The sequence below is a fragment of the Methylovulum sp. genome, from assembly GCF_028687615.1.
Lineage (GTDB): Bacteria > Pseudomonadota > Gammaproteobacteria > Methylococcales > Methylomonadaceae > Methylovulum.
In genome coordinates, this window is the sequence record NZ_JAQTZU010000018.1 from 1 (window position 1) to 26,406 (window position 26,406).

The following is a 26,406-nucleotide window of genomic DNA, read 5'->3' on the forward strand; positions in this document are numbered from 1 at the left end:
ATGACGACATTCTTGATGTCTGCTGTCAGGCTTGGAATAAATTTGCTTTGCAACCGGACGCCATTCGATCCCTTTGCTCTCGGAGCTGGGCGGTGTTGTCATAGAAACTTATTGGGATTGGTATTATTCCCACACATTGGCGTTAAACCCATCACCGACATTAAACCGCCTGAGCTATTGGCGGTATTACGGAAGATTGAAGCCAGAAACGCCATTGACACGGCACATAAAGCCTTTAGTGTAGCCAGATATTCCGTTATGCCGTGGTTACAGGCCGCACCGAGCGGGATATAACCCCCGATTTGCGAGGTTCATTGATGCAAATCAAAGGCGGGCATTTTTCAGCCGTCACAGAACCCAAACAAGCCGCCGAATTGCTACGCGCCATTGATGGATATAGCGGTTCGTTTATCGTTAAATCCGCGTTACAGCTTGCGCCCTTGGTATTCGTCAGACCGGGCGAACTCAGACAAGCCGAATGGGAACACATCGACCTTGAGGCCAAAGAGTGGCGGTATCTGGTCACTAAAACCCAAACCCCGCATATTGTGCCGTTATCAGCCCAAGCCATTACCATCTTGCAAGAACTCAAGCCCCTGACTGGAAACGGGCGTTATATCTTCCCAAGCGCCAGAACGCCCAATGGATCGCGCCCAATGTCTGATATGGCCTTATTGGCGGCTCTAAGGCGTATGGGTATCAGTAAAGAAGAAATGACCATACACAGTTTTAGGGCGTTAGCCAGAACCGTATTAGATGAGGTGCTAGGCTTTCGCCCTGACTTTATCGAGCATCAGTTAGCCCACGCCGTAAGAGACCCCAACGGGCGGGCATATAACCGCACGGCGCACCTGCCCGAACGCCATAAGATGATGCAAGCATGGGCGGACTATCTGGACGGACTTAAAAACGGGGCGCAAGTGATACCGTTCAAAAAAGCCGTGTGATACTGGATTGCTTTTGTGGCTTGAATTGTCCAGAGACGTATAATAAAGGCCAATAACCTACTAAATAGGCGGTGAGATCATGAACCAACCCCAATTTATAACCAACGCTAACGGCGACAAGACCGCCGTTATTTTGTCAATGGCTGATTATCAAGAACTGATGGAAGACCTAGAAGACTTGGCGGCAATTGCAGAAATTAGCGAAGAGGAAAGCACCCCGTGGGAACAAGTAAAATTGGAATTGTCCGAACATGGCTTGTTTATAAGGTCGAGTTAAAAAAATCCGCCCAAAAAGCCTTGCTAGGCTTACCCAAGCCGATTATTCAAAGCCTTACGCCGTTGATTGATTCATTAAGCGGCAACCCTTATCCATCAGGCTGTAAAAAGCTATCAGGCTTAGACCACACCTACAGAATAACCGTTCGCTGATGATCGTCACCGCCGAAGATTTGCCGCGTGGGCAATCGCTGTTAGGCCGCTTGCTGATTCTGGAGCTTAGCCGTTCTGATGTCGATAACGCGGTGCTGACACGCCTACAGCAAGCCGCCGACGCGGGATGGTTTACGGGTTTGATGTCGGCTTACCTGCAATGGTTAGCCCCGCGCTTGGATGACTTAAAAAAGACCTTCCCCAAAACCGTTGAAGCGTTCCGCAATGCAGCTATCCGTGATGGCATTGCCACCAGCCACCCCCTCGCCCCTGAGATTTACGCCAATATGGTGGCGGGTGCTGAGCAGTTCTTGGCGTTCTTGGAGGCGGTGGGCTTGGTGACGGATGACAAGGGCAATGGCTTGCTGTTAGATGTCGAGAGCTATCTACAGCAAGCGTTCAGCGAGCAAGGCGCGTACCAAGCCGAACAGGACGAAATCGAGCGGTTCTTGCAACTGTTACGCGCCGCCATCAGTTCCGGCAATGCCCATGTGGCTTGCCGCCTCAAGCAACGTGAACCGACATTGAGGCCACATGCGTGGGGGTGGCGGGTGGATGGTGAAAGCCCAATGGGTGATAAAAGCTATACGCCGATGGGTGATCATATCGGCTGGTATTGTGACCCGATGGACAACGCCCACGCCGAAATCTGGTTACAGCAGGACACCGCCTTCAAGGTGGTGCAACAGTTCGCCAGAAGCCAAGGCGATGCGTTCCTGATGAGCCCCGCCAGCTTATGGCGGCGGATGCACGAGAAGGGCTTGATACTGAAAACTGAACCGAACGCCAGCCGCAACCAACCCCGCTTGGCTGTCAAGCGCGTAGTGGGTGGGCGCAATGTCCGCGTGATGGTCTTGTCTGCTGAGTTGGTCGAGTCAGGCGAATAAAAAAAAAGTTAATGGGGTATAGTAATATTTTGTTGGGAATGTGGGGAGATAGGCTTCTAGCCCTTATATATCAAGCCTTCCAGCTTCCCACAGGGATTTTTTTTGTGGGGAGATTCCCCACAAATGTGGGGAGCAAGAAAAACCACGCCAGCATCAAAAATGCCGCCTGATGACCACAAAAACAGCCTAAAAAAGCCCAACTCCCCACAAAACAGCCAAATTGTGTGGGGAGATTCCCCACATTTTGAGGCCATGTGGGGAGCTGGAAGCCGCACCACACAAGGGCTAGGCGCCTATTTCCCCACATTCCCCACATCCTACACATAAGAGGGGTATAGAATTATTTTTTATGCCCCCGTGGGGGCGGTCAAATCTCTAGGGTTTTCACCCTGCCTTTGCGTCGCCACAGCTATTTTTTTAACAGTTTAATTTTTGAAATACAAAAAGCCCACCGGAAGCCATTCAATCGGGTATACAGGCCAGAAAAAAAGGTACTCCTAAAACATTTTTATAGCCAAGCGAGTCGAAGCGGAGCGGCCTTGTTCTATTTCTGTTCTCTATGGTCTCGACTATAAGCCAGTAATTCATTGATAATATTAGTTTATTAAACATTGGCTTGCAGGTTTTGCAGGTGATGGCCATACCAAGCCCTACCTTTTGGCGTATCTGATGGGGGCGGGGGGAGAGTAAGTATCTTCGCGCCTGCCTCACATTTGAGGTGGGCCATTGCAGGTAAAACAAGCTTTCTGATGAATACCGGACAAACCCGAAAACCTTTAAATTCGCCTATAGGAGAAACTAAGGGAACAGATCGACAAGGCGGAACTGATGGAATGATGGTGGCCTGATGTCAAAAACTAGCCAAAAAGGGGGGCAGCATTACTCACTTGGCGGTATTTTTGGCGGTATATTTAAAAATAAAAAACACAAAACCCATTATTTAATGGGCTTTGTAGAACATTGTTAGATGCCCTGCCTAACCCTGTTTGGGCAACAGTTTGGTTGATGGGATTATTGTCTAACGGACTGGATTCTAGGGTAACTTGCACCCAAAAACGAGGTAATATTTCATATTTTTGGGTTTTTTATGAAGTTTTTACCGACTCTAGCAAGGCTTTTATCCACATAGCGATGATTAACTTAATGCTAAACCGGTTGGTTCAGGCTTAAACTGATAGCTTTTGAGACAAGCATTAAGACGAAACATGCGGGGTGTAGTGAATATGTTTTCGATAAAAAGATAAGGTATTGGGGGGATACAGCCAATAATTGGAAATTACAAGAGGTTGGGTAACGGATAATATGAGGTAAGAGATTTGTTGCCAATGACCGTACGAAAATTATCCCAATATCAGATGGCTTAGTTGGGAGGATAGACTTATTAAAAGTTATCCTGATTAGCAAGATGATTCAGCCAACTCCAAAATCGTTATTCCGGCAGGGATTGCCGGAGCCGTTAGACCGCGAAGCGAATCCAGAAGCCAGGGATGGCAATTCGAAGTCACATCCCTTGAACTGGATATCGGCAATCCCTGCCGATATGACGGCTTAGCTGAATCATCTTGCTAATCAGGAAAGTTATTGACCCATCAACAAATACAGGCCTAGCCCCACCATGACCAGGCCGCTGAGCAGTTTCAGCCAGCGTCCTTCCTTTTCTTGCAACCTGCGCTGGCTGAGCGTGATGACGCCGATACTGAGCACTATGATGTCGTCCAACATATAAGCAACATTGTACAGCAGCAGATAAGCGTAATAGCCCATGCCCGTGGTTTGCCGCATCGTCAGGATACGGGTGAAAAGCGCCGGAAAACCCGATGTGCATAGAAACTCGACGATTTGCACGAGAATTGCCAGGATGACCGCGCCCAGCATCGCAGCGGGGAGGTTTTCGGCTTGGAGGATGCCCCGGATTCTGGCGTAGACGCCGGGTTTTGCCGATTTTGGGATGGATAAAGAAACGCCCCAGCCAAAAGCCCAAAAATCTTTGAGATTGATCGCCCCTGCCAGTATCGCAATGCCTGCAATGATGATTTCCGATGCGCGTGACAAGCCAATCAGCAGGAACAAATTGAGCCATGCCGCCATGAACACAAAATAGGCGATGCCTTCAACGGCGATAAAAGCACCGGCAACCGCCAACATCCGTGTCCTGTCCTGCATGGGGGCCAGCAGCGAAATCATCAAGACTAGCACCCACATCGAACAGGGGTTGAAGCCGTCCAATAAGCCCATTGCGACAGTGAACAGCGGTAGGCCGACTTGTTCCAAGGAAATGCGTTGGCCTAACAAAGTCACGTCAAAATCAGTTGTTTTAGCTTGTGCCACCGCGTTTTCCGCTGTACAGGACAGCGATTCAGCCGCTTCGCAACTGCCTGATGTATCGGTTGATTGCTTTGTTGCACTGGGTTGTTGCGCCAATTCCGCCCGTAGCAGCTTCCCCGTTGTGGCTTCGTCGGAATAACCGATGACCAGATGTTTGTTGAGATAAAAAGCAGGAACCTTGGCGGTGCCTACGTTTTGCGTACTGGCTATTGCTTTTAACCGTTCTAGTGCGCTTGGATCTTTTTGAATATCGCGGATGCTTATTTGCAGCTTCGGTTGTTCGCGTTGTAACAATTGCAGGAACTCTTCCGCCTTCGCGCAATGCAGGCAACCATCACGGACAAACACTTCAATAGCGACGGTTTGCTGGATATTCTGGGAGGACTTAAGGTCATCGGCGGTCACCGCTCCTGGAAAATTTAGCAGTAATGCCAGCAACAACCAAAATGACAGCGTAAATAGGCTTTGCCGGATACCGGTTTCCACTCGGTATCGGATCAAGGGCGGGATTTGAAGGTTTTTCGTTGATGCCAACATAGTGAAATCCTCAGAACAATAAGCGGAACTTATTAAGTTTGGCCTTTGCTGGCAAAGGCGCTCAATAGCCGCTAAGAATATATTTCAAAATATTAATTGTTTCATAAGCGTTTGCATTGGACATAGAATTTCCTGCCCAAACTTTCAGCTAACCGCGTCCGATATACTTAAAAAACAGCTAAGGATTTGGCTAAAAATAACTTCCCTGAACCATTCTTGAAAACCTGACAGGTCTTGATCCGCGAATTTATTCCATGCACAATCCTATTATTCATAACCCTGTGGATTGTTGCTTTGCCAATTCCAAGTATCGGCGACCATATCATCAAGATTTTTTTCCGCTTTCCAGCCCAATTCCTTAAAAGCCAGGTCGGGGTTTGCGAAACATTCCGCCAAATCCCCGGCCCTGCGTCCGACGATTTGGTAATTGACGGTGCGTCCGGTGACACGTTCAAAGGCTTGGATCATTTCCAAGACGCTATAACCCCGGCCTGTACCCAGGTTATAGGGTTTGCAAGCACCCGCCGCAAAGGCGTCGCTATCCAAAATCTCGATGGCTTTGATATGGCCTTTCACCAAATCGACGACATGGATGTAGTCACGGATGCCAGTACCGTCCGGGGTAGGGTAGTCATTGCCGAACACCGAGACTTGTTTCAGTTTGCCAACGGCAACTTGCGCGATATAAGGCATCAGGTTATTGGGGATGCCGTTAGGATCTTCGCCTATCAAGCCGCTGGCGTGTGCGCCTATCGGGTTGAAATAGCGCAATAAGGCGATTTTCCACGGTGTTTGGACTTGATTGATGGCATCGGCGCGGGATAAGTCACGCAAAATGTCCTCAATCATGGTTTTTGAGCGGCCATAAGGGTTGATCGGGCCAAGTGGGAAATCTTCGCTATATTGCGGGCAGGTGGATTCACCATAGACCGTCGCGGAAGAACTGAACACCAATTGCTTGACACCGGCGGCCGCCATGACTTCGGTCAACACCAAGGTGCCGTAGACGTTGTTGTGGTAATACAATTGCGGCTTAGCACAGGATTCGCCGACCGCTTTCAGGCCGGCAAAATGAATGACGGTGTCAATGGCTTCTTTCACAAAGATGTCGGTTAATGCGGCTTTATCACGAATATCCGCTTGATAAAACGTTACCGGTTTGCCGGTTATTTGTTCCACCCGCACCAAGGATTGGGTTTTGCTGTTCGATAAATTATCGACCACCACCATCTCATAGCCTGCTTGGGTCAGCTCGACACAGGCATGGCTGCCGATATAGCCCGCACCGCCAGTCACCAGAATTTTTTTCTTAGCCATTATTTTAGCCATTATTAAGGTTTCCGGATTTTCAGTTTAATAAGATGGACGCGGCGGTTATCGGCCCGGATGACTTCAAAACGCAGATTATCGACGACCAGACTTTCGCCTTTTTTCGGCATGTGTTCAAGCTGGCTGACAATAAAGCCGCCGACGGTGTCGTATTCATCAGTGGCTAGATGGGTGCCGAAATGCTCGTCAAATTCTTCTATCGGCGTCAATGCCTTGATCAGGTATTCATGCTCATTGCGTTTAAAGATGTAACCCTGGTCTTCATGGTCGTCGTGTTCATCTTCAATGTCGCCGACGATTTGTTCCAGGATGTCTTCAATGGTCACTAAACCGGCGGCCTGGCCGTATTCATCAACGACTATCGCCATGTGGTTGCCGTTAGTGCGTAATTCTTTGAGCAATACATTCAGGCGTTTGCTTTCTGGTATCACACAGGCAGGGCGCATAATTTGCTGTACGGTCATGGACTTGTCTTGCAAGACATGGGTGAGCAAGTCTTTTGCCAGCAACACGCCGACGACTTTGCTGCGGTCATCTTCAATCACGGGGTAACGCGAGTGGCAGAATTCGATGACCAAGGGAAAAATGTCTTCCAGTTCGGCTTCTTGGGGGACGGCCACCATTTGTATGCGCGGGATCATGATGTCGCGGACGCGCATTTGCGAGACTTGCAACACCCCCTCGATCATCGCCAAGGCATCGGTGTCCAATAGTTCATTTTCGCGGGCTTCTCTTAATATTTCCTTGAGATCTTCCAGATCTTGTGGCTCTCCGGTCAGTAAGTGGCTGATTTTTTCAACCCAGCTTTTCTGCGGAGAGTGTCTACTAGGAGGGTGGTCATCGCTCATGGTCTGTTACCTGTGTATAAGGATTAGGAATGTTCAATTGTTGCAAAATGCTTATTTCTTTGCTTTCCATTGCTTGGGCATCGGCATCGTCGATATGGTCATAACCCAATAAATGCAAGACGCCGTGGATGACGATATGCGCCCAATGGTCTGACAGGGGCTTGTGTTGTTCTTGGGCTTCAGTTGCCAGCACGGGGGCGCAAATGACCAAATCACCGAGCAAATCGCATTCAAAACCGTCAATATCGGGTGCTTCAAAAGGGAAGCTGAGGATATTGGTGGGGCCAGATTTATGGCGGTAATTTTCATTCAGTCCGGCACTTTCCGCTACGTCAACAATACGGATCACCACTTCGGTGTCTTCTTCAGAGTTGGCAAGCGTAGTATCTACCCAAAGTTGCAGGCTGTTTTCGTCAGGTTGCCCGTCTGATTCAAACACACGCTGTATGTCGAGCTGATTCATTCGGCTTTGGTTTTTTTATCGTAGGCTTCGTAAGCGGTGACGATGCGTTGCACCAGAGGATGGCGGATGACATCGCGGTTGTTAAAAAATGTAAAACTGATGCCTTCGACATCTATCAGCACTTCCAGTACATGCCGCAAACCGGACATTTTTTCGGAAGGCAAATCGACTTGGGTGATGTCGCCCGTGACTACGGCGGTTGAACCAAAGCCGATACGGGTCAGGAACATTTTGATTTGTTCGACGGTGGTGTTTTGTGCTTCGTCGAGAATAATGAACGCGTCGTTCAAGGTCCGCCCGCGCATGAAGGCCAGCGGCGCGACTTCAATTATGCCCCGGTCTATCATTTTTTCGACCCGCTCATTGCCGAGCATATCGTATAAGGCATCGTACAGAGGCCGTAAATAAGGGTCGATTTTTTGCGCCATATCGCCGGGCAAGAAACCCAGTTTTTCGCCCGCTTCAACCGCCGGGCGCACCAGGATGATTTTTCTTACTTTTTCAGTTTGCAAGGCTTCAATCGCACAGGCCACCGCCAAAAAAGTCTTGCCCGTACCCGCCGGGCCGATGCCAAAATTGATGTCATGGCTGGCGATTTTACGCAGATATTCCTGTTGGTTTGCACCGCGCCCCTTGATCAAGCCACATTTAGTTTTGATGCAAACATGGGTTGGCGGCTGTTCCGCTTGGGCTTCGTTGAGGATTTCGTCTATCGACGCATCCTGCATGGCGAGATGGATGGTTTCAGCAGTCAACAATTCTTTTTCGGTGCTGTCAAAGAGCTTTTGCATAATGGCGCAGGCGGCTTTGACGGACGCGTCCACGCCGGTGATTTTAAATTGGTTGCCACGGTTGGCGATTTCCACCTGCAAGCGGGCTTCAATTTGGCGCAAATGCGCGTCGAGCTGGCCGCAAAAATTGGATAATCTGCCGTTATCGTCAGGAAGTAAGGCTATTTCTTGTGAAATCATGGACATGGTTAAGCGGCAATGATTTTATCGACGGATGATTCCACCAGTCGCCCGCGTAAGGAATTGGGCAGGGCTTCGGCGATCAGGACATCGACAAATTGTCCGGCTAGGCGCGGATGGCCGATGAAATTGACCACGCGGTTATTTTCCGTGCGGCCTTGCATTTGTAGCGGATTTTTTTTGGATTGGCCTTCCACCAAAACGGTTTGCACGGTGTTTATCATGCGGTTGGCTATCGCCGTCGCCATTGCGTTGATGCGGTTTTGGAATTGTTCCAGACGCAGTTTTTTGATGGACATGGGCACATCATCCGGCAAATCGGCGGCAGGTGTGCCAGGCCGTGCGCTGTAAATAAAACTGAACGACAAATCGAAACCGATTTCTTCGATAAACGCCATCGTCTCGGCGAACTCTTCGTCAGTTTCGCCAGGGAAACCAATGATAAAATCGGATGACAGGCAAATATCAGGACGCACGGCGCGTAGCTTACGGATGGTTTCGAGGTAATCGGCGCGGGTATGTCCGCGTTTCATTTTCTTTAAAATCGAATCACTGCCGCTTTGTACCGGCAAATGTAAATGGTTGACCAGTTGCGGGATTTCGGCAAAAGCTTCGATTAAATTGTCGGTGAATTCAACCGGATGGGAGGTGGTGAAGCGGATGCGGGCTATGCCGTCTATCGCCGCGACATAATGCAGCAGCAGGGCAAAATCGGCGATGTCGCCATCGTCCATGATGCCGCGATAGGCATTGACATTTTGCCCTAACAGATTGACTTCGCGCACACCTTGTTTGGCTAGGGACGTGATTTCAGCAATCACATCATCGAGCGGACGGCTGATTTCTTCGCCGCGCGTGTAAGGCACGACACAAAACGAGCAGTATTTGCTGCAACCTTCCATCACCGATACGAAGGCTTTGACGCCCTCAGCGCGGGGTTCGGGCAGGGAATCAAATTTTTCAATTTCAGGGAAGGAAATATCGACGACCGGTTGGCGCTTGTTGCGGACTTGATCCAGTAATTGTGGCAAGCGGTGCAAAGTCTGCGGGCCGAACACCATATCGACAAACGGCGCACGTTTTTGGAGGTCCGCGCCTTCCTGGCTGGCGACACAACCACCGACACCAATAATGACATCAGGACGTTTTTCTTTAATTATCCGCCATTTACCTAGTGCGGAAAAAACTTTTTCCTGGGCTTTTTCGCGGATGGAACAGGTATTAAGCAATAGCACATCGGCTAGCTTAGGGTCATCAGTCAATTCAAAACCGTGTGAAGCATGGAGCACATCCCGCATTTTGTCGGAATCGTACTCGTTCATTTGGCAACCGTTGGTTTGGATATACAGTTTTTGGGTCATATTGTGGGAATTAAACATCCTTAATCAATGGGGTGGACATACCAGGATTTATCGATGTGTCCGTACCCCGGGGCTTTACAAGCGATATATCTAATGATGAATCTATGGGATTCTTTTGGTAAGCATTATAACCTGAACAGTGCTTGAACAAGCAAGCAGTGTCCAGGGTGGTTTATTTGGATCGGTTGGGCGGTTATTAAAAAGCAATGGGTGAAGTTTTGCAAAAAATAAAGCTATTCCCTGTATTGGCGTCTGTGCCAAGCTTGTGTTTAATAAAACGATAAAACAATCAGTTAAGTGTTTGGTAATTCTTCCTTGAGAAAACTGTGGATTGGTAGACAATATTGGTGATTTTTAAAACAAAGTCACGCTTATAAATCATAACATTGTTCTTGAACCGATAAATTACAGGGAAAAAGCGTTCAAGTACCCCCCACTATCCGGCACTTAGCACGAGGAGAGACTAGATGACAAATACGTCCACCAACAAATTCGGGAAAAAACTGCGCGGCGTAAACCTGGGCGGTTGGTTAGTCATAGAAAAATGGATGGTCCCCAGCTTGTTCGATGGTTTGGAAGCCACCGATGAAACATCGTATTGCGTAGAGCTGGGCGAACGGGCGGAACAAACCTTAAAGCCGCATTGGGACACCTTCATCACCCGCGATGATTTTGCCTGGATAGCCGACAGAGGGCTAAATGCCGTGCGTATCCCGCTAGGACATTGGATTTTTGGCCCCGATTATCCGTATCACCGTGCTTACGGGGAAATCCAGTATCCGTTTGTGCAAGGCGGCATAGACGTGCTTGACCGGGCTTTTGATTGGGCCGAAGAATTTGGGCTGCATATCGTTTTGGATTTGCATGCCGCACCCGGTTGCCAAAATGGTTTCGACAATGGCGGCATCAAAGACGTGTGTGAATGGCATACCGAACCAGCTTATATTGAACATGCCTTGAACGTTTTGGAACGGCTGGCGGAACGTTACCACACCCGTCCGGCCTTACACGCCATCGAAACCCTTAACGAGCCGCGTTGGGACATCCCCACCGATTTGTTAAAAAAATACCAGACCGATGCTTACCACCGCATCCGCAAATATTGCCCGGCCGAAGCCGTTGCCGTGGTTTTTCATGACGGTTTCCGTTCTTATACCGAATACAGCGGTTTTATGACCGGGCCGGAATTTCGCAATGTGATTTTTGACATCCACCGTTACCAATGTTTCGTGCGTGAAGACATAGACCTGGATGTGCAAGGCCATATCGAAAAATCCGTCGTTGAATGGAAAAACGAAGCCGATGCGATCAATAATGACCGTGGTGTCTGGACGGTGGTCGGCGAATGGAGTTTGGGCATAGATTTACGGGTCGTGTCACTGTGGGCCAATGGCCCGTTCAACCATGCCCTGGAAGGGCTTGACGATTTTCAAACCGATGTCGCCTACCGCGCCCATGCGGGGGCGCAACTGATCACGTTTGAAAAATATCTGGGCTGGTTTTTCTGGAGTTACAAAACCGAAACCACACCCGCCTGGTGTTTCCGTGAAGGCGTGGAAAGAGGCTGGTTGCCAAACCGGTTTTCCTGGTAGCAAACAGCTTGTTGGGTAGGCTTGCCGAATGCGGATCTGGAGTGAAAGGCTTATTCACTCCAGTTTTTGGATAGCTAAGTTTTTTTGGATAGCTAAGTTGTCTGGCCTGTCTTACCCGACAACCAATTTGCGTTGCCGGTTCGTCCGCCGTTTTTGCAGCCAGCGGACGACGCCAACAATTCTGTTAATTTTAGAATATAGAATTACGGAACAGCGTAAATTGAATATTAACTTCATGTTTTATTTAAAATTTTATAAAATGGCTATTATTTGTCCTAGGAATATTTAATGAACGTAAACCAAGCACTAAACCAAGCACTAAACCACCCACTGGTTGAACCCAGTCTTACCTTAGCCGGAAATTGTGGTTACGAGATCCAAAACGACCAAGTCATCATAACCATTGCAGAAATTGCCAATAACCGTGATGCCGACAATATTAGCGGAACGCTCGCGATTGAATTGTGGGCGGTGGCCCAGCCTTATAGGGGCGGCGATTTTAACGGTCTCGCCTTGGCTGGCAATAGCATTGGCGAACTTTACGGGCAACATTTTCTGGCGGATTGCCGGTATGAAATGGCTTTTCAAGAACCAGGCGACGGCACTTGGTATTTGGCCCTGATGTTGCGCGAATGGACTGAAGTCGGTTATATCACCCGTGATTACATTAATTTTGACCTGCCTTATATCGTCGGCACCAAGCCCACCATAGTGCGTAGCGATGAAAGCAATATCATCAATGTCAGTTTTGCCGATAATAACAAACCCTCGGTGAAGAAAGTGTCTAAAAATGCCAAAGCCGCCAAAAAACCAACCAGTGTGTCGCTGAATCAAGCCAGCCTGGAAGAGATTGAAGCACTGAAAGGCGTTTCCAAGAAACTTGCGGAAAATATCGTCTCCGAACGTCCGTTTGAATCATTGGACGAAGTTTTGAAAGTGAAGGGGATAGGGTCAAGGTTATTGGACAAAATACGCCAATTTATCACGCTGTAAATCGGCGGATGAATAGGTGGGCGGGTAGGCTGGGATGGAGCGCAAGCGTAATCCCAGCAACAGAAGCCGCAATAAGTTGTGATTGTGTACCACACCCTGTTTATAGGCTGGTTTTGATGGTTTAGCCACGCTCAGTTTTTCATATTTTTGTAGCTTTCTTCGCTTTCGCGCATGATTTTGCTGCCTTCCTCAATCAAGCGGTTGCCTTCTTCAACCTTCGTTTGGCCTTCGCGCACCAGATTGTTACCGCGTTCAGTCAACTCTTTGCCGCTTTTCCAACGGTTGCCTAAATGCGCCATGCCTTGGCTGTCGCGGAGCATTTGCTCATCTGAAATAATTCTCGCGGGCGTTTGCGGTGCGGGAGGCGGTGTAGAAGCACAAGCACTAGCCAATAAGCTCAGCAAGATAATGGTTAGCGGTTTTCTGTAAATGGAAAGGTATTGCATGGAAGCTCCAAAAGATTGTTAAAGTTAAGACTTGAAAGTTAAGACTTGCTTAATTTTATACATTCTACTGGGTTCGGCAACTTCGTTTTGATTTACCCGTTGTGGGGGGATGGATGGTCAAGTTTTTTGCACGCCATTTCAATGTTGGTATTTGCTGGCGGTTGGGGTTCGTACCCATACGCATCAAACTAAGGAGTTTTTTCCACGAAAGCCAACAGTAGGCATCACGGCGACACGAAAGACACGAAAATTTATCTAGTTTTTTTCGTGTTTTTTCGTGTCTTTCGTGGACAGGTTTTTTGGTAAATTCATTGCAGGAAATCACCTAATTCCTTTCCCTACCAAAATGCTACAATAGCCACTTTTTTAAATCCCCCTCTCCATTCCCGTGCAAGCCAAACCGGACTCCCCCGTTTACAGTTGGAACCACATCAAAAAAATCGCGCTTGAACATAAAAAAGCCCTGGTTTATTCCCATTTGATTGCCATTTTGGCGACGGTCGCCAGTGTCCCTGTGCCTTTGTTGATGCCCTTGTTGGTCGATGAAGTGTTGCTGCATCAACCTGGCATGGTGATCGGGTTCATCAACCGATTTTCGCCAGTGGAATGGCAACAGCCCATCCTTTATATTGGTGTGGTGCTGTTCGCCAGCGTGTTGTTGCGCTTGTTGGCGATTATTTTCAATATTATCCAGTTGCGGCAGTTTTCGGTGATTGCCAAGGACATTGTGTTCCGCATCCGCAAAGATTTGATCGGGCGTTTGCGGACGATTTCGATGGCGGAATATGAAAGCTTAGGCACGGGCACGGTGGTGACGCATTTAGTCACGGATTTGGACACGCTGGACAGTTTTATCGGCAACACCATCAGCAAGTTGTTGATTGCGGTGCTGACGACCATCGGCACGGCGGTGATTTTGCTGTGGATGCACTGGCAACTGGGTTTGTTTATTTTGCTGCTGAACCCGGTCGTGATTTATTTCACCCGTGTCGTCGGGGCGAATGTCAAGCATTTGAAAGCCAAGGAAAATTCGGCGTATGAAGTGTTCCAACAAGCCTTGACAGAAACCCTGGAAGCCATCCACCAAATCCGCGCCAGCAACCGCGAGGAACATTATTGCCAGCAACTCATTAACGCGGCGCTGTCGGTGAAAGACACCACCATTGCCTACTCGTGGAAAAGCGATGCAGCCAACCGTTTCAGCTTCTTTGTCTTCCTGTTCGGTTTTGACGTGTTCCGCGCCGGGGCGATGTTGATGGTGTTCTATTCCAATTTGACGATGGGGCAAATGTTCGCGGTGTTTGGCTACCTGTGGTTCATGATGGCGCCGGTGCAGGAAATTTTGAACATCCAATACAGTTTTTTTGCCGCCAAAGCAGCGTTGACGCGCATCAACCGGCTCAATGCCTTGAAACAGGAGCCGCAGTTCCCGCATCTGGAAAATCCGTTCAAAGGCCATAAAAGCGTATCGGTGCGGGTCGATAATCTGCATTTTAGTTACGGTGAAGAGTCCGTCCTCAATGGCATCAATCTGCATATCAAAGCAGGTGAAAAAGTGGCCTTGGTCGGGGCGAGCGGCGGCGGCAAATCGACGTTGATCCAAATCTTGATCGGCCTGTATCCGTGTGCAGCACAGCGGATTTATTTTGATGAGGTGCCGATAGAACACATTGGCCTGGATGTCGTCAGGGAAAATGTCGTCACGGTCTTGCAGCATCCGGTGCTGTTCAACGACACCATCCGCGCCAATCTGACGCTAGGAAAGCCAGTCCCTGACCAAGCCCTGTGGAATGCCTTGGCAATTGCCCAACTGGGCGATGTCATCAAAGACTTGCAACATGGCTTGGATACGGTGGTAGGCAGGCACGGGATGCGCCTGTCCGGCGGGCAACGCCAGCGTATGGCGATTGCACGCATGGTGGTCGCCAACCCCAAAGTGGTGATTTTAGATGAAGCAACTTCTGCGCTCGACAGCGAAACGGAATATAATTTACATCAAGCACTTGCGGAATTTTTAACTGGCCGCACCACGCTCATCATCGCCCACCGCCTGAGTGCCGTCAAACAAGCCGACCATGTCTATGTGTTCGAAGACGGCGTGATTTGCGAACAAGGGCGGCACGAAACCTTAATCCAGCAAAATGGCCTTTATGCCAAACTTTATGGCGAGTACCAATAACCATGCCTGAACCCTCTTCACCTGATCCCGGTAAGCCTGAAATTTACGACCTGCACTGCCATTCCACCGCTTCAGATGGATCGTTATCCCCCACAGCCGTAGTGCAACGCGCGTTTGAACGTGGTGTGACCGCCTTGGCCTTGACCGACCACGACACCACCGCCGGACTCGCGGAAGCACGGCTTTGCGCCACGGCGGCGGGCATTAAATTGATCCCCGGCATTGAATTGTCAGCCCAGTGGCAAAAGCAATGCTTCCACATCGTCGGTTTGGGAATTGATCCCGACTACGCTCCGCTAGCGGAAGCCACCCATCTTTTGCAAGGCACACGGATGTGCCGGGCCGAAAAGATTGCCGAAAAACTCGCGCAAAAGCACATTCCAGGCGCATTGGAAGCGGTTATGAAAGCGGCGGGTGACGGCATGGTCACGCGTAGCCATTTTGCCGATTTTCTCGTCGCCGGGCATCATGTCGATAGCCAGCAAGACGCGTTCGACCGCTATCTCGCCAAAGGCAAACCCGCCTATGTGGCAACACCTTGGGCGGAATTGGCACAAGCCGTGGCGTGGATCATCGAATCCGGCGGCGTGGCGGTGTTGGCACATCCCTTACGTTACAATCTCACCGCCAATAAAATGAAAAAGCTGTTGGCTGTGTTTAAAGAGGCTGGCGGACAAGGTATGGAAATTGTCACCGGACGGATTAGTCCCGATGAAATCAGACGCGCCGCCCACTTTGCCAAAAGTTTTGGACTTTCCGGTTCTATGGGTTCGGATTTTCACAGCCCCGACCAATGGGTGGAATTAGGGCGTTTGGCTGCGTTACCGACCGGCATCCAACCCGTTTGGGAATTGCTGGATTGATTGTCCACTGAGCCAAATCGCTGAAATCGCCATTGTCCACGAAAAGCACGACTCATTGAGCACGAAGTGAGATACACGAAAATGGCGGATATGCTCAGCCTGTAGAATAGACCTTGTACGTTAAAAAGAAAGGATAATAGCAGTTTTTCAGAGCCGGGATGGCTCGAAAAAAAAGAGCAAAGCAGACCGTCAAGACCTCGATTCAAGATTTAAAATCGGCTGAAAGCTAAGGTCGCTTTCAGGTTTTCAAAATCTGAAAGGTCTAAAAAATATGTCCTGCTTACAGCCCGTATCTTATTTTCGTGTCTTTCGTGGACAAATCTCCCCATCCGTCGCGGAGAACCCGACAAACAAAGTTTCATGGCATAGTATCGCCAACCCTATTGCGTTAAAATAACCCAAATTCAACCTACTAAAGAAGTCAAGATTATGCAAATCGTACTCGCAAACCCCCGTGGATTCTGTGCTGGCGTAGACCGCGCCATTGAAATCGTCGACCAAGCCATCGAAGCGTTCGGCGCACCGATTTATGTCCGCCATGAGGTTGTGCATAACCGCACTGTCGTTGATGGCCTAAAAGAAAAAGGCGCGATTTTTATTGAAGACCTGACCGATGTGCCAGTCGGTTCGTATTTGATATTCAGTGCCCACGGTGTTTCCAAACAAGTGCAGCAAGAAGCCAAAGAACGCAATCTGACCATTTTTGACGCCACCTGCCCGCTGGTCACCAAAGTGCACTTGCAGGTCGCCAAACATGCCAAATCTGACCGCGAAGTGATTCTGATCGGTCACGCCGGACATCCCGAAGTGGAAGGCACGATGGGCCAATACGAAAAATGCACCGAAAATGGCGGCATTTATTTAGTCGAAACGCCGGAAGATGTCGTGAACCTGCACGTCAACAATCCCGACAATCTGGCTTATGTCACCCAAACCACCTTGTCGATGACTGATACGCAAATTATGGTCGATGCCTTACGCACCCGTTTTTCGTCCATCCAGGACCAGAAAAAAGACGATATTTGCTACGCCACGCAAAACCGCCAGGATGCCGTGCATGAATTGGCAAAATCTGCCGATACGATTTTAGTCGTCGGTTCGCCCAACAGTTCCAACTCCAACCGTTTGCGCGAAATCGCCGAACAATTGGGCAAACCCGCCTATTTGATCGACACAGCCAAAGACATGCAGCAAGATTGGTTTGAGGGAATAAATGTCGTCGGCGTCACCGCTGGCGCATCCGCGCCCGAAGTATTGGTGCAAGAAGTGATCAATCAATTGAAACAATGGGGCGGGCAATCGACGATTGAAATCCAAGGCATTGAAGAAAAAGTTGTTTTCTCCTTACCCAAAGGCCTGAAAAAAGCCAGTGAACAAGCCAACGCCTGAATTGGATGCTGTCCGGCTAGATAAATGGCTGTGGGCGGCGCGGTTTTTCAAGACCCGCTCGCTCGCCGCCGAAGCTATCAGCGGCGGCAAAGTCCACGTCAACAAACAACGCGTCAAATCCGGTAAAGAAATCAAGGTCGGGGCGCAATTGTCCATCAGCAAAGACCAACTGCGCTGGGAAATCACTGTCATTGCCCTGACCACGCAACGCCGCGCCGCCAAAGACGCGGCGCTGCTCTACGAAGAATCCCCCGAAAGCCACGCGGCGCGGCAGTTGCAAATCATCCAACAACGCGAACAGCGGGAATTTATGGCGCACAATGGCATAGACCATAAGCCGAATAAAAAGGAACGGCGGTTGATCCATCGGTTTAAGGAAGGTTAGGCCAGCGATTTTTAAGATGATGACATGAATCCACAATAGGCCAATACCGCCCCTTGAGCGGGTCGGGATTCCTACGCTACCGTTTTCAGGTTTCCCTTCTGCCACAGCAACATCGAAAAACGCAGGGAAAAAGTGACGGCGTAACATCAGGTTTCAACACATTTGGCCTTGACTCTACGCCGGCCCATTTTCCCCATCGGTCAAAACCTTATCGTAAACTTCGCGCAAACTAAGCACACAATCTATGCTTTCCAGCGATAAATCCGCATCCAGTCCCAACGCTTCGGATAAAACCCAAGCCCCACCTTGGCGCACATAGCGTTCAATAGCTGGCTGATCCTGCATCACCAAGAGATACTCACGCAAGCTGGGGATTTTACGGTAATGGGCAAATTTGCCGCCCCTGTCATAAGCCTCCGTGGAAGGCGACAAGACCTCAACCAACAGCGTAGGGTTGAGCAAAGTGTCCACATGGGCATCTTCAAATTCCGGCTTCCCGCACACAACCGCAATGTCAGGATAATGGTAACTGCGGGCTTCTGCCGCCTTGACCCGCATATCGTTGACGTAAGCTTCGCAGGGGCGTTTTTTGAGTTGTTGGCTTAGTTCCCGGTAAATATTTCCTAAAACCAGATTATGCTCCCGGCTCGCGCCAGTCATGGCATAAATCTGACCGTCATGGAATTCGCTTTTAGACGAGGTGCCACGTTCCATTTTTAAATAGTCTTTGGCGGTAATGAGGGGTTGTTTGAGTATGGCAGACATTAGACGCCTCGATAAAGCGTAATTTGTTAAAAGCCAAGCATATCATAGCGTTTAGCCACATCAATCCCAACTTTTAATAGGGTTTAAATAATAAGCCAAGCGGGCATTCTCGAAATGTCGCCAAATCCGCTTTATCACTTCCAGGTTTTAAAAACTGACGGCGAGCCTAAGACCTAATATGTGTGTTGGGTTGCCAAACCGCAGGCAGGCAAGCCAACCTACCGAGCGGGACGGGGTTTTGCAACCCCGTCCTTGATTTTTTGAAGTGCCTTCAATCAATTGAAACGTTATGGAACAGGTCGCCTAATGCGTCTACTGTTGGAACAAACCCGTTCCATCCGCAGTGCTAGGGCCTCTACTTGTATTATCGGTTTGCTACAAACAAGTCGGTGGCTTAGCTAAGCCCGCCAATTTGCAGGTATATTTCAGAGGCCCGTCAGGAAACAGCTTCAACAAATAGCGGCTATTGCCCTTGTCTTCCCCTAGCGTTTTGGCTATGGCTTTGGCAAACACCCGCGCGTTTGGCAGATGTTTATATTGCTGGTAATAATGGCGCATAAATCCAATTAGTTCCCAATGGGCATCGGTCAGTTGGATATGCTCCACCTCGGCTAGGGCAAGCGCGACCTGTTCATTCCAATCGGCCAGATTGACCAAGAAACCTTGTTCGGTGGTTGCCAAGGCCATGCCATCAACCATCAAGACCATGATTGGATTGCCGTGTTTTTGACCGTCAAGGCGACTAGCCCCGCATAGTCCAGCACCGTCAAACCCGCCGCCAATCTCTCTTCGGCGATGCCACGCACTTTCAACTCATCGACCAGAGCAAACAATTGGCAGGATTGTGCCAATAATTCCAGATGTTCCGCCCAGCGGCTGTTTTTTAACAAGCCCAGCACGGCACTATCGAGGAATACCACGTCATCACCAGCGGTAACGCGCTCCAGCACCGCACACTCCAAGGGCGATTGGAAAATCAGGTGCAACATTAGGCGGTGTCCGTCAATTTCAAACCGATAATACCGGCGATGACCAATACAATGGACAATATCCGCAGCCAATCCGCCGATTCTTTAAACACCAAAATCCCTACAATCGCCACACCGACCGCGCCTATCCCTGTCCATACCGCGTAGGCCGTGCCTATCGGTAAGGTTTTGATCGCGACCGTCAGTAAATAAAAACTGACCGCACCAGAGCCGGCAGTCAATAGACTAGGCCAAAGCTTAGTAAAACCTTCGTTATATTTAAGGCTGATCGCAAACACAATCTCCACCCATCCAGCCAAAAGCAGCAACAACCACGCCACAGCAACATCCCTTATCAAAAAAATTAGTGGTTATTTTACCTCAGTAGCATAGCCTTTGGACGATGGCTTTGTCGTTTCAGGCGGCTTTTCGCGGTTATAACCATTTTCCGCACAATGCCTATCCATTCAAAAACGTAGCGGTGTAACTTGGCCCGTCGTCAGATAATATTGATAATCCGCCAACACCAGGGCATGGTCGAACGCCAATTCGCTGGTCAAATTATCAAAAGTAAAAATAGCGCAATTTTTGGCATCATCCGCCGCTTTTGGCATTCCTTTGGCTTCTGCGATATAAACGGCGGTCACGGTATGATTGCGGGCATCGCGTTTAGGATCAGAATATAAGCCCAGTAAAACCTTGAGTGTGACATCCAGGCAAACTTCTTCCTGCGCTTCACGAATCGCAGTCTGTTCAATGGTTTCGCCAACATCGGCAAAACCGCCCGGCAATGCCCAGCCATACGGCGGATTTGCCCGTTCTATCAACACAAAAGGGCGGTTTGGCAGGTCAACCAGCTCAATGATAATATCGGCGGCCAATAGTGGTGTGACAGGATTGTGCATAGGGTTCCTAGGAAAGTAGCGGTTAAACGGGCGATTGTAACCTTTACCAAGCACAAAGGTAAAACAACTGCCTGCACACTTAAAAGGACATGTTGGCGTCATTTTGTGCCACCAGTGCCACTAAAATAGGGGCGGTTGAATTTCGACAGTTTTTCAATAGGGTACGGCTTTATAACTTTATAAACTGGAACGGCTCCTGCAATCCCTGCAGGGATGGCAAGAACCACTGCCCCAAAAAGCCCTGTCAGGCTTTAATTCCGTCGTATGATCCTAGCGGGAAGCTTACACCACTTGATCCTTTTTCATCATCATGCGGATGCCGCGTATCGCCTGGCGGGTGCGGTGTTCGTTTTCTATCAGGCCGAAACGGACATGGTCATCGCCGTACTGGCCAAAACCTATGCCCGGCGCGACGGCGACTTTGGCTTCCAGCAATAGTTTCTTGGAAAATTCCAACGAACCCATCGCTTGGTAGGCTTCAGGGATTTTCGCCCAGACAAACATCGTCGCCTTGGGTTTTTCCACGGGCCAGCCCGCCGCCGTCAGGCCATCACACAAGACATCGCGGCGTTTGCGGTACATTTCGGAAATTTCCGCGACACAGTCTTGCGGGCCTTCCAGTGCGGCAATCGCGGCGATTTGGATCGGCGTGAACGTGCCGTAATCCAGATACGATTTGATCCGCGCCAAGGCCGACACCAATTCCTTATTGCCGCACATGAAGCCGACGCGCCAGCCCGGCATATTGTAGCTTTTGGACATGGAGAAAAATTCCACGGCAATGTCCTTCGCGCCGTCGATTTGCAGGATGGATGGCGGCTTATAACCGTCAAAAGCAATATCGACATAGGCAATGTCATGCACGACCCAGATACTGTGTTCTTTCGCCAGGGCGATGATTTTCTCAAAAAAGTCCAGCTCCACGCATTGTGCGGTAGGATTGCCTGGGAAATTGATGATCAGCATTTTCGGCTTGGGCCAGCTATCAATAATGGCCTTGTGCAACTCGTCAAAAAAATCCACGCCAGGGATCAGCGGCACATGGCGCAAGTCGGCTCCGGCAATCACCACGCCATAAGGATGTATCGGATACGCGGGATTAGGGACCAGCACGACATCGCCAGGGCCTAGCGTCGCCAAGGCCAAATGCGCCAAGCCTTCTTTTGAGCCTATCGTGACAATGGCTTCGGTTTCTGGGTCTAAATCAACATCGAAGCGGGTTTTATACCAGTTACAAATCGCTTTGCGTAGGCGAGGGATGCCTTTGGACATCGAATAACGGTGCGTGTCTTCGCGTTGTGCCGCTTCTATCATCTTATCGACGATGTGCTTAGGTGTCGGTTGGTCGGGGTTCCCCATACCAAAATCAATAATATCCTCGCCCGCCGCCCGCGCCTTGGCTTTCAGTTCGTTGACAATGTTAAAAACGTAGGGGGGTAAGCGGCTTATTCTTTGAAATTGTTCCATGTACAGCTCTTGGGCGACCAGATGGCGGGTGAAGTTAAAAACTATCTAAAGTACTGTTATGGCATATATTTGTCAAATAATAGACACTTTAAGTTACGAGCCTCAAAATTTGGACACGGGCATTCAAAGACATTGTAGGCATACATCAAGCGCAATGCCATTTATATTATCCAACAACACAAGTTAATGAAAAGATTAGCAAACTGCGCTCATCGCCATTACCGGTATTGGTGATGGTAATGTCGATTTTGGGGGCGATGCCTGTGGATTTAAGGATGCACTGCCATTAAGTTAAGAAAAACGGTAGTCCTGCAATCGGAATGATTTGTAAAAAGTCAAGCCTACCGATTTATTGGGTCGAATGCCCGTACTTCAAGGCGTACAGTCATCGCAATATTTTATTGACAAATCTATTATCATTCCGATTGCAGGACTACCCATCTTTTGAAGGGATGTTATCGATTTTATGCCATCACCAAACAATCGAAATTTAAACATCTATCAGTCCGCAGTGATTTTGGAGTAGGTTGGTGGCGGGCTTGCGAACTCCAACATTTGTATTCGATGCGTTGGGGCGCGCAAACCCAGCACCAACCTAGCGCATTACACAAGGCCTTGCACATTCACGCTTTCGCCCCATAGCCTTGAAACAAGGGCATGGGCCTTATCAACCGCTCCGGTTGTATAAAAATGCTCTTGTGGCATACCAGCGGATGCGACATTTATGCAACCCATCAGTCGGCGTTCCAGTTGACGCGCCACTGCCGTTGATGGTTCGACTATGGTGATTTGATCGCCAACGAGTCTTCTAATTTGCGGCTCTAAAAACGGGTAATGGGTACAGCCTAGCACCAGGGTGTCAGCACCTTCGGCTAACAAGGGGGCAATATAGCGCCCAAGAAGTTGACGCGTGAATTCTGTATCGGCTTCACCACGCTCGACTTGCTCCACCAATCCTGGACAAGGTTGCAGAATAATACGGGTGTTTTCGCCATATAAGCGGCAAAGGTCAGCAACCGCCGGACTTTCTAGAGTTCTGCGTGTAGCAAGCACTCCGATAATTTGCGATTTTGTGAGCCTGACAGCAGGCTTGATAGCGGGTTCCATCGCTATGATGGGAAGCCGATAAGTGGATCGAAGTTTCTCTATGGCAACCACGGTTGCCGTGTTACACGCGACAACAATAGCTTTGGCGTTAGACTCGACCAAAAACTGGGCTATCGCCAACGCCCTCCCTTCGATAAAACCGACATGGCGGTCTCCATAAGGGGCGTTGGCGGAATCGGCGACATAAAGCAAATGCTCTTGCGGCATCACTTTCCTAACCGCTTTGAGGACGGACAACCCACCCACACCTGAATCGAAAACGCCTATGGGGGCTATTGATGACGGTTGCTTGGACATTGATGGCTACAGACTTGACGTGTTTTTTTGTATAGCTTAACAGTACACATAGCCTGTATGCGATAGCGGAATATAGGATTAAAGAATTACACTGATTCGATATACAGTAGACATTATCGAAATTAGCATCCGTCCTGAGTATATTCCAGTTGGGCAGGAAAATACTGTAAACCACAGGCGGTTTGTATAAACTTCAAACGGTCACGTTTTCGGTTTTTAGTGAGAAGGGCGAGGTCAAGATGACCTCGCTCCAAAAACCGAAAACTTGGTCGTTCAGAGTATAATCAGATAAGTAACTTCTCATTACCCACAGGCAACACGATAAAAATCAGGTTAAAATAGCCACATGGATTCAGTCAAACCGCAATTGCCCCCTATCAACAACGAAAACCGCACACCCCGCTAGCCGATGTGTTGCTAGCCGATGTGTTGTTGGAATTGCTTGCGTGGCAGCAAAAACAGATAGATCAGTTGGGGCAGGAAATACTCAAACTGAAAGGTGAAACGACCAAACCCGACCGAGTAAGATTGACAAGGATACGGCTGAGAGCGGAACTGGAGATGGCTGCGGTGCTTCAAAAAAAGGTAGTCCTGCAATCGGAATGATAATAGATTTGTCAATAAAATATTGCGATGACTGTACGCCTTGAAGTACGGGCATTCGACCCAATAAATCGGTAGGCTTGACTTTTTACAAATCATTCCGATTGCAGGACTACCAGATTTCGATTGTTTGGTGATGGCATAAAATCGATAACATCCCTTCAAAAGATGTTATCTGCGATTAACTTTGGGATTATTTATGCCAACTCCTGAATAAAAGCCAATGCCATCAGATCACCGCTGATTGTCTGATCATCCTTTTTAATTTACGCATGAAACCCTCGATGGGTTTTCTTTTGTAATGGTTCATAATGCCATCAACTTTATTATTGACTTGATCGTGCATGTGGATTTTACGTTGCATAGCGATTTTCCTCGTTTTAAATGACAGGGTTAATGTGAACGGTAACTGCGCATTTGTCCTATCAGTACGCCCTGTATTTCAACTTGTTCAGGACGGTAAGATAGGGCGGTCATGGTGGCATTGGCGGGGAGCAGCAATACTTGCCCGGCGGTTTGCTCGATATATTTCAGGGTGGCTTCGGTGTTTTCGATCAGGGCGACGACGATTTCACCGTTACGTGCGTAGGGGCGTTGTTCGATAACGACCCAGTCGCCATCAAAAATCCCCGCTTCAATCATGGAATCGCCTTTCACCTGCAACACATAGCAAGGTTTGTCGCTTTTCAGGGCATCGGGTACGCTCATGTAACTGAGGGTTTCCAGGGCTTCAATCGGCTTGCCTGCGGCGATGGAACCGACGAAGGGCAGGTCTTGCCCTGCCGCCACATCCTCTAGCCGTGCTTGTGCGGTCAGGCGTATCCCCGTTTGTTTATTGCCATTGAAAGGCTCCACCAGACCTGCGTTGATCAAAGCCATGATGTGCTTGTGCAAGGAGCCGCGCGAAGCCATGTCCAAAGCCGCACAGAGTTCATCCAGGCTGGGCGGGTAAGTAAAATTTTCTTGATTGTCACGGAGAAAATTGAAGATTTCCCGTTGGCGGCGGGTTAATACATCCATGATGCTTGGGTTCTCAGTTGGTTTGGATTTTGGCTTAGCTTAACAATATTTCAGTGGAAAGCAACAAAAAAGAGAACAAAAAGAGAACAAAAAAATAAGCAAGATGGTGTTTTACAACTTATCTATTTGATGTTATACGCTTTTCGTCTCTTTTGTGAACGACCCGTAATTTCGTTTCTGTGTATCCGTAGGAAATTTTGATGCGGCATAGATTTAACTGGCTTGACGCGCTAAGAGCCAAGTTTCCACGTCATTGAGCACTTGGGCGCGTTCAGGTTCATTGAACACTTCGTGGTACAGCCCCATATAAATTTTAAGGGCTTTGTCTTTGGAACCGGCTTGTTCATAGAATGTCCGCGCTCCGTCAGGATCGACAATTTTATCTTCGCTACCTTGCAGGATGATCAAGGGCAGGGTGATTTTGCCAAATTCTGCGCTGACGTATTGCATGGCTTTCAATAATTCCGCCGCCAGGCGTGCGGGGGTTTTGCCGTGGAATACTAAAGGATCTCTGGCACAGGCCGACACCACTTCCGGGTCACGCGAAAGGGTGCTGGTATCCAATGCCATCAGTCCCAGCCTGGGGGACAATACGGACAGGATTTTACCGATGAGAATGATGCGGCGTGGAATGTTGTCGCTGACTTTGATACAAGGAGATGAAATGACCGCGCCATTGAAGTGGTCTTGGTGGGCTAGCAGGTAATGGCCGGCAATCAAACCGCCCATGCTGTGGCCTATCAGGAAGAAAGGTTTGTCCGGTTGCCAGTCCCTGACCAGATGGTGGTAAATCGAGAGCGTGTCGGTGTAATCTTCAAAACGATCCACCACTTCGCGTTGGCCTTCTGACTTGCCATGACCGATATGGTCAAATCCATACACGGCATAACCTAGCGGGACGAAGTGTTGGACTACATTCAAATATCGCCCGCAATGTTCCCCCAACCCGTGGACGATAATCAGCACGGCTGTTATGCCGCCTTCGGGAAGCCAAGCCTGGTAATAGATGCTGGCGTCCCGTATGCCAGTAAAATAGCCTTCGATATGCTTCATAAATCCTCTTTATTCTGGTCAATGGTACGGAGCCGGCACGGTTGACTGTCAGACCTTTGCAAACAGGGCTGAAAACCTGCGCGACATTTCTTCATTAAGTGTTGGAAAAAACCGATTTTCACCCAATTCTAAATAGATTATGGCTCTATATGGGTTTCAGGGTCTTTTTACTAAAGGCGTAAGCTAAACTGTCAATAAGCATGGCAACCTCCAAAAATGGACAAAAGACCCTGAAACCCATATAGAGCCTAGATTATTTTGTCCAGGGTGGCGAAAA

27 protein-coding genes and 1 pseudogene are annotated in these 26,406 nt (G+C 49.0%); 11 read left to right on the forward strand and 17 right to left on the reverse strand.

Annotated elements, in window-relative coordinates; translation table 11 throughout:
* From PHH59_RS11745 to PHH59_RS11760, 4 genes and pseudogenes are all read left to right on the forward strand, one after another.
* A pseudogene (locus tag PHH59_RS11745) lies at positions 1–294 on the forward strand (hypothetical protein); the annotation flags it as partial.
* Between the two features lie 23 nt (positions 295–317).
* Positions 318–947, forward strand: coding sequence for a site-specific integrase (locus tag PHH59_RS11750; protein ID WP_300016109.1), 630 nt, complete (start codon positions 318–320; stop codon positions 945–947).
* 79 nt (positions 948–1,026) lie between these two features.
* Entirely contained in the window at positions 1,027–1,224 is a 198-nt protein-coding gene (locus PHH59_RS11755; protein ID WP_300016112.1) for a hypothetical protein, read from the forward strand.
* A 151-nt stretch (positions 1,225–1,375) separates the two neighbouring features.
* Positions 1,376–2,263: a hypothetical protein gene (locus PHH59_RS11760; protein WP_300016115.1), complete on the forward strand. Its 888-nt coding sequence runs from the start codon at positions 1,376–1,378 to the stop codon at positions 2,261–2,263.
* Positions 2,264–3,841: 1,578 nt separating this feature from the next.
* On the opposite strand, the gene PHH59_RS11765 is transcribed toward PHH59_RS11760, so the two are convergent.
* The 6 genes from PHH59_RS11765 to miaB all read right to left on the reverse strand — a co-directional run bounded on the left by PHH59_RS11765 (position 3,842) and on the right by miaB (position 10,097).
* Positions 3,842–5,125, reverse strand: coding sequence for a glutaredoxin domain-containing protein (locus PHH59_RS11765; protein WP_300016118.1), 1,284 nt, complete (start codon positions 5,123–5,125; stop codon positions 3,842–3,844).
* 267 nt (positions 5,126–5,392) lie between these two features.
* Complete coding sequence (gene galE, locus PHH59_RS11770) at positions 5,393–6,442, reverse strand: UDP-glucose 4-epimerase GalE (protein ID WP_300016121.1); 1,050 nt, start codon at positions 6,440–6,442, stop codon at positions 5,393–5,395.
* Between the two features lie 14 nt (positions 6,443–6,456).
* Positions 6,457–7,302, reverse strand: coding sequence for a transporter associated domain-containing protein (locus tag PHH59_RS11775; protein WP_300016123.1), 846 nt, complete (start codon positions 7,300–7,302; stop codon positions 6,457–6,459).
* A complete protein-coding gene (ybeY, locus tag PHH59_RS11780; protein WP_300016125.1) occupies positions 7,292–7,765 on the reverse strand; it encodes an rRNA maturation RNase YbeY in 474 nt (157 codons plus the stop codon). The genes PHH59_RS11775 and ybeY overlap by 11 nt, the downstream gene beginning before the upstream one ends.
* Positions 7,762–8,736, reverse strand: a complete 975-nt coding sequence (locus tag PHH59_RS11785; protein ID WP_300016301.1) for a PhoH family protein — start codon at positions 8,734–8,736, stop codon at positions 7,762–7,764. Before PHH59_RS11785 ends, ybeY begins: the two co-directional genes overlap by 4 nt.
* A gap of 8 nt (positions 8,737–8,744) precedes the next feature.
* Positions 8,745–10,097 (reverse strand): tRNA (N6-isopentenyl adenosine(37)-C2)-methylthiotransferase MiaB, encoded by a 1,353-nt coding sequence (gene miaB / locus PHH59_RS11790; protein WP_300016127.1) that lies wholly within the window; start codon positions 10,095–10,097, stop codon positions 8,745–8,747.
* Positions 10,098–10,564: 467 nt separating this feature from the next.
* On the opposite strand from miaB, the gene PHH59_RS11795 reads away from it, so the two are divergent.
* Positions 10,565–11,689, forward strand: coding sequence for a glycoside hydrolase family 5 protein (locus tag PHH59_RS11795; RefSeq protein ID WP_300016130.1), 1,125 nt, complete (start codon positions 10,565–10,567; stop codon positions 11,687–11,689).
* Positions 11,690–11,977: 288 nt separating this feature from the next.
* Entirely contained in the window at positions 11,978–12,682 is a 705-nt protein-coding gene (locus PHH59_RS11800) for a helix-hairpin-helix domain-containing protein (protein WP_300016132.1), read from the forward strand.
* 131 nt (positions 12,683–12,813) lie between these two features.
* Here the strand turns inward: PHH59_RS11800 and PHH59_RS11805 are convergent, their stop codons facing one another.
* Positions 12,814–13,128, reverse strand: a complete 315-nt coding sequence (locus PHH59_RS11805; RefSeq protein WP_300016134.1) for a hypothetical protein — start codon at positions 13,126–13,128, stop codon at positions 12,814–12,816.
* Positions 13,129–13,516: 388 nt separating this feature from the next.
* Here PHH59_RS11805 and PHH59_RS11810 point away from each other — a divergent pair, with 388 nt between their 5' ends.
* The 4 genes from PHH59_RS11810 (at position 13,517) to PHH59_RS11825 (ending at position 17,944) form a co-directional block, all read left to right on the forward strand.
* Entirely contained in the window at positions 13,517–15,307 is a 1,791-nt protein-coding gene (locus PHH59_RS11810) for an ABC transporter ATP-binding protein (protein ID WP_300016136.1), read from the forward strand.
* Positions 15,308–15,309: 2 nt separating this feature from the next.
* Positions 15,310–16,170, forward strand: coding sequence for a PHP domain-containing protein (locus PHH59_RS11815; protein WP_300016138.1), 861 nt, complete (start codon positions 15,310–15,312; stop codon positions 16,168–16,170).
* A gap of 429 nt (positions 16,171–16,599) precedes the next feature.
* The gene (ispH, locus tag PHH59_RS11820) at positions 16,600–17,559 is read left to right on the forward strand and encodes a 4-hydroxy-3-methylbut-2-enyl diphosphate reductase (RefSeq protein WP_300016140.1); all 960 of its coding nucleotides are present in this window, start codon (positions 16,600–16,602) and stop codon (positions 17,557–17,559) included.
* Positions 17,540–17,944, forward strand: a complete 405-nt coding sequence (locus PHH59_RS11825) for a S4 domain-containing protein (protein ID WP_300016142.1) — start codon at positions 17,540–17,542, stop codon at positions 17,942–17,944. Before ispH ends, PHH59_RS11825 begins: the two co-directional genes overlap by 20 nt.
* A gap of 174 nt (positions 17,945–18,118) precedes the next feature.
* On the opposite strand, the gene PHH59_RS11830 is transcribed toward PHH59_RS11825, so the two are convergent.
* From PHH59_RS11830 to murI, 7 genes are all read right to left on the reverse strand, one after another.
* Positions 18,119–18,709, reverse strand: coding sequence for a Uma2 family endonuclease (locus tag PHH59_RS11830; protein WP_300016144.1), 591 nt, complete (start codon positions 18,707–18,709; stop codon positions 18,119–18,121).
* Positions 18,710–19,084: 375 nt separating this feature from the next.
* The gene (locus PHH59_RS11835) at positions 19,085–19,417 is read right to left on the reverse strand and encodes a TusE/DsrC/DsvC family sulfur relay protein (protein WP_300016147.1); all 333 of its coding nucleotides are present in this window, start codon (positions 19,415–19,417) and stop codon (positions 19,085–19,087) included.
* Entirely contained in the window at positions 19,408–19,698 is a 291-nt protein-coding gene (tusB, locus tag PHH59_RS11840) for a sulfurtransferase complex subunit TusB (protein WP_300016150.1), read from the reverse strand. The genes PHH59_RS11835 and tusB overlap by 10 nt, the downstream gene beginning before the upstream one ends.
* Complete coding sequence (sugE, locus tag PHH59_RS11845; RefSeq protein WP_300016153.1) at positions 19,698–20,018, reverse strand: quaternary ammonium compound efflux SMR transporter SugE; 321 nt, start codon at positions 20,016–20,018, stop codon at positions 19,698–19,700. Before sugE ends, tusB begins: the two co-directional genes overlap by 1 nt.
* Positions 20,019–20,144: 126 nt before the next feature.
* Entirely contained in the window at positions 20,145–20,582 is a 438-nt protein-coding gene (locus PHH59_RS11850; RefSeq protein WP_300016156.1) for an NUDIX hydrolase, read from the reverse strand.
* Between the two features lie 282 nt (positions 20,583–20,864).
* On the reverse strand, positions 20,865–22,049 hold the full coding sequence (gene alaC, locus PHH59_RS11855) for an alanine transaminase (RefSeq protein ID WP_300016159.1): 1,185 nt from the start codon (positions 22,047–22,049) through the stop codon (positions 20,865–20,867).
* A gap of 603 nt (positions 22,050–22,652) precedes the next feature.
* Positions 22,653–23,453 carry a glutamate racemase gene (murI, locus tag PHH59_RS11860; protein ID WP_300016162.1) on the reverse strand — a complete coding sequence of 267 codons (801 nt, stop codon included), beginning with the start codon at positions 23,451–23,453 and terminating at the stop codon, positions 22,653–22,655.
* Positions 23,454–23,864: 411 nt separating this feature from the next.
* Between murI and PHH59_RS11865 the strand changes: the two genes are divergently transcribed.
* Positions 23,865–24,059: a hypothetical protein gene (locus tag PHH59_RS11865; RefSeq protein ID WP_300016165.1), complete on the forward strand. Its 195-nt coding sequence runs from the start codon at positions 23,865–23,867 to the stop codon at positions 24,057–24,059.
* Positions 24,060–24,285: 226 nt separating this feature from the next.
* Here PHH59_RS11865 and PHH59_RS11870 read toward each other — a convergent pair whose 3' ends face one another.
* The 3 genes from PHH59_RS11870 to PHH59_RS11880 all read right to left on the reverse strand — a co-directional run bounded on the left by PHH59_RS11870 (position 24,286) and on the right by PHH59_RS11880 (position 26,129).
* On the reverse strand, positions 24,286–24,420 hold the full coding sequence (locus tag PHH59_RS11870; RefSeq protein WP_300016167.1) for a hypothetical protein: 135 nt from the start codon (positions 24,418–24,420) through the stop codon (positions 24,286–24,288).
* A 29-nt stretch (positions 24,421–24,449) separates the two neighbouring features.
* Positions 24,450–25,076 carry a transcriptional repressor LexA gene (lexA, locus tag PHH59_RS11875; protein ID WP_300016170.1) on the reverse strand — a complete coding sequence of 209 codons (627 nt, stop codon included), beginning with the start codon at positions 25,074–25,076 and terminating at the stop codon, positions 24,450–24,452.
* A gap of 213 nt (positions 25,077–25,289) precedes the next feature.
* Positions 25,290–26,129, reverse strand: a complete 840-nt coding sequence (locus PHH59_RS11880) for an alpha/beta hydrolase (RefSeq protein ID WP_300016173.1) — start codon at positions 26,127–26,129, stop codon at positions 25,290–25,292.
* Positions 26,130–26,406: the final 277 nt, after the last annotated feature.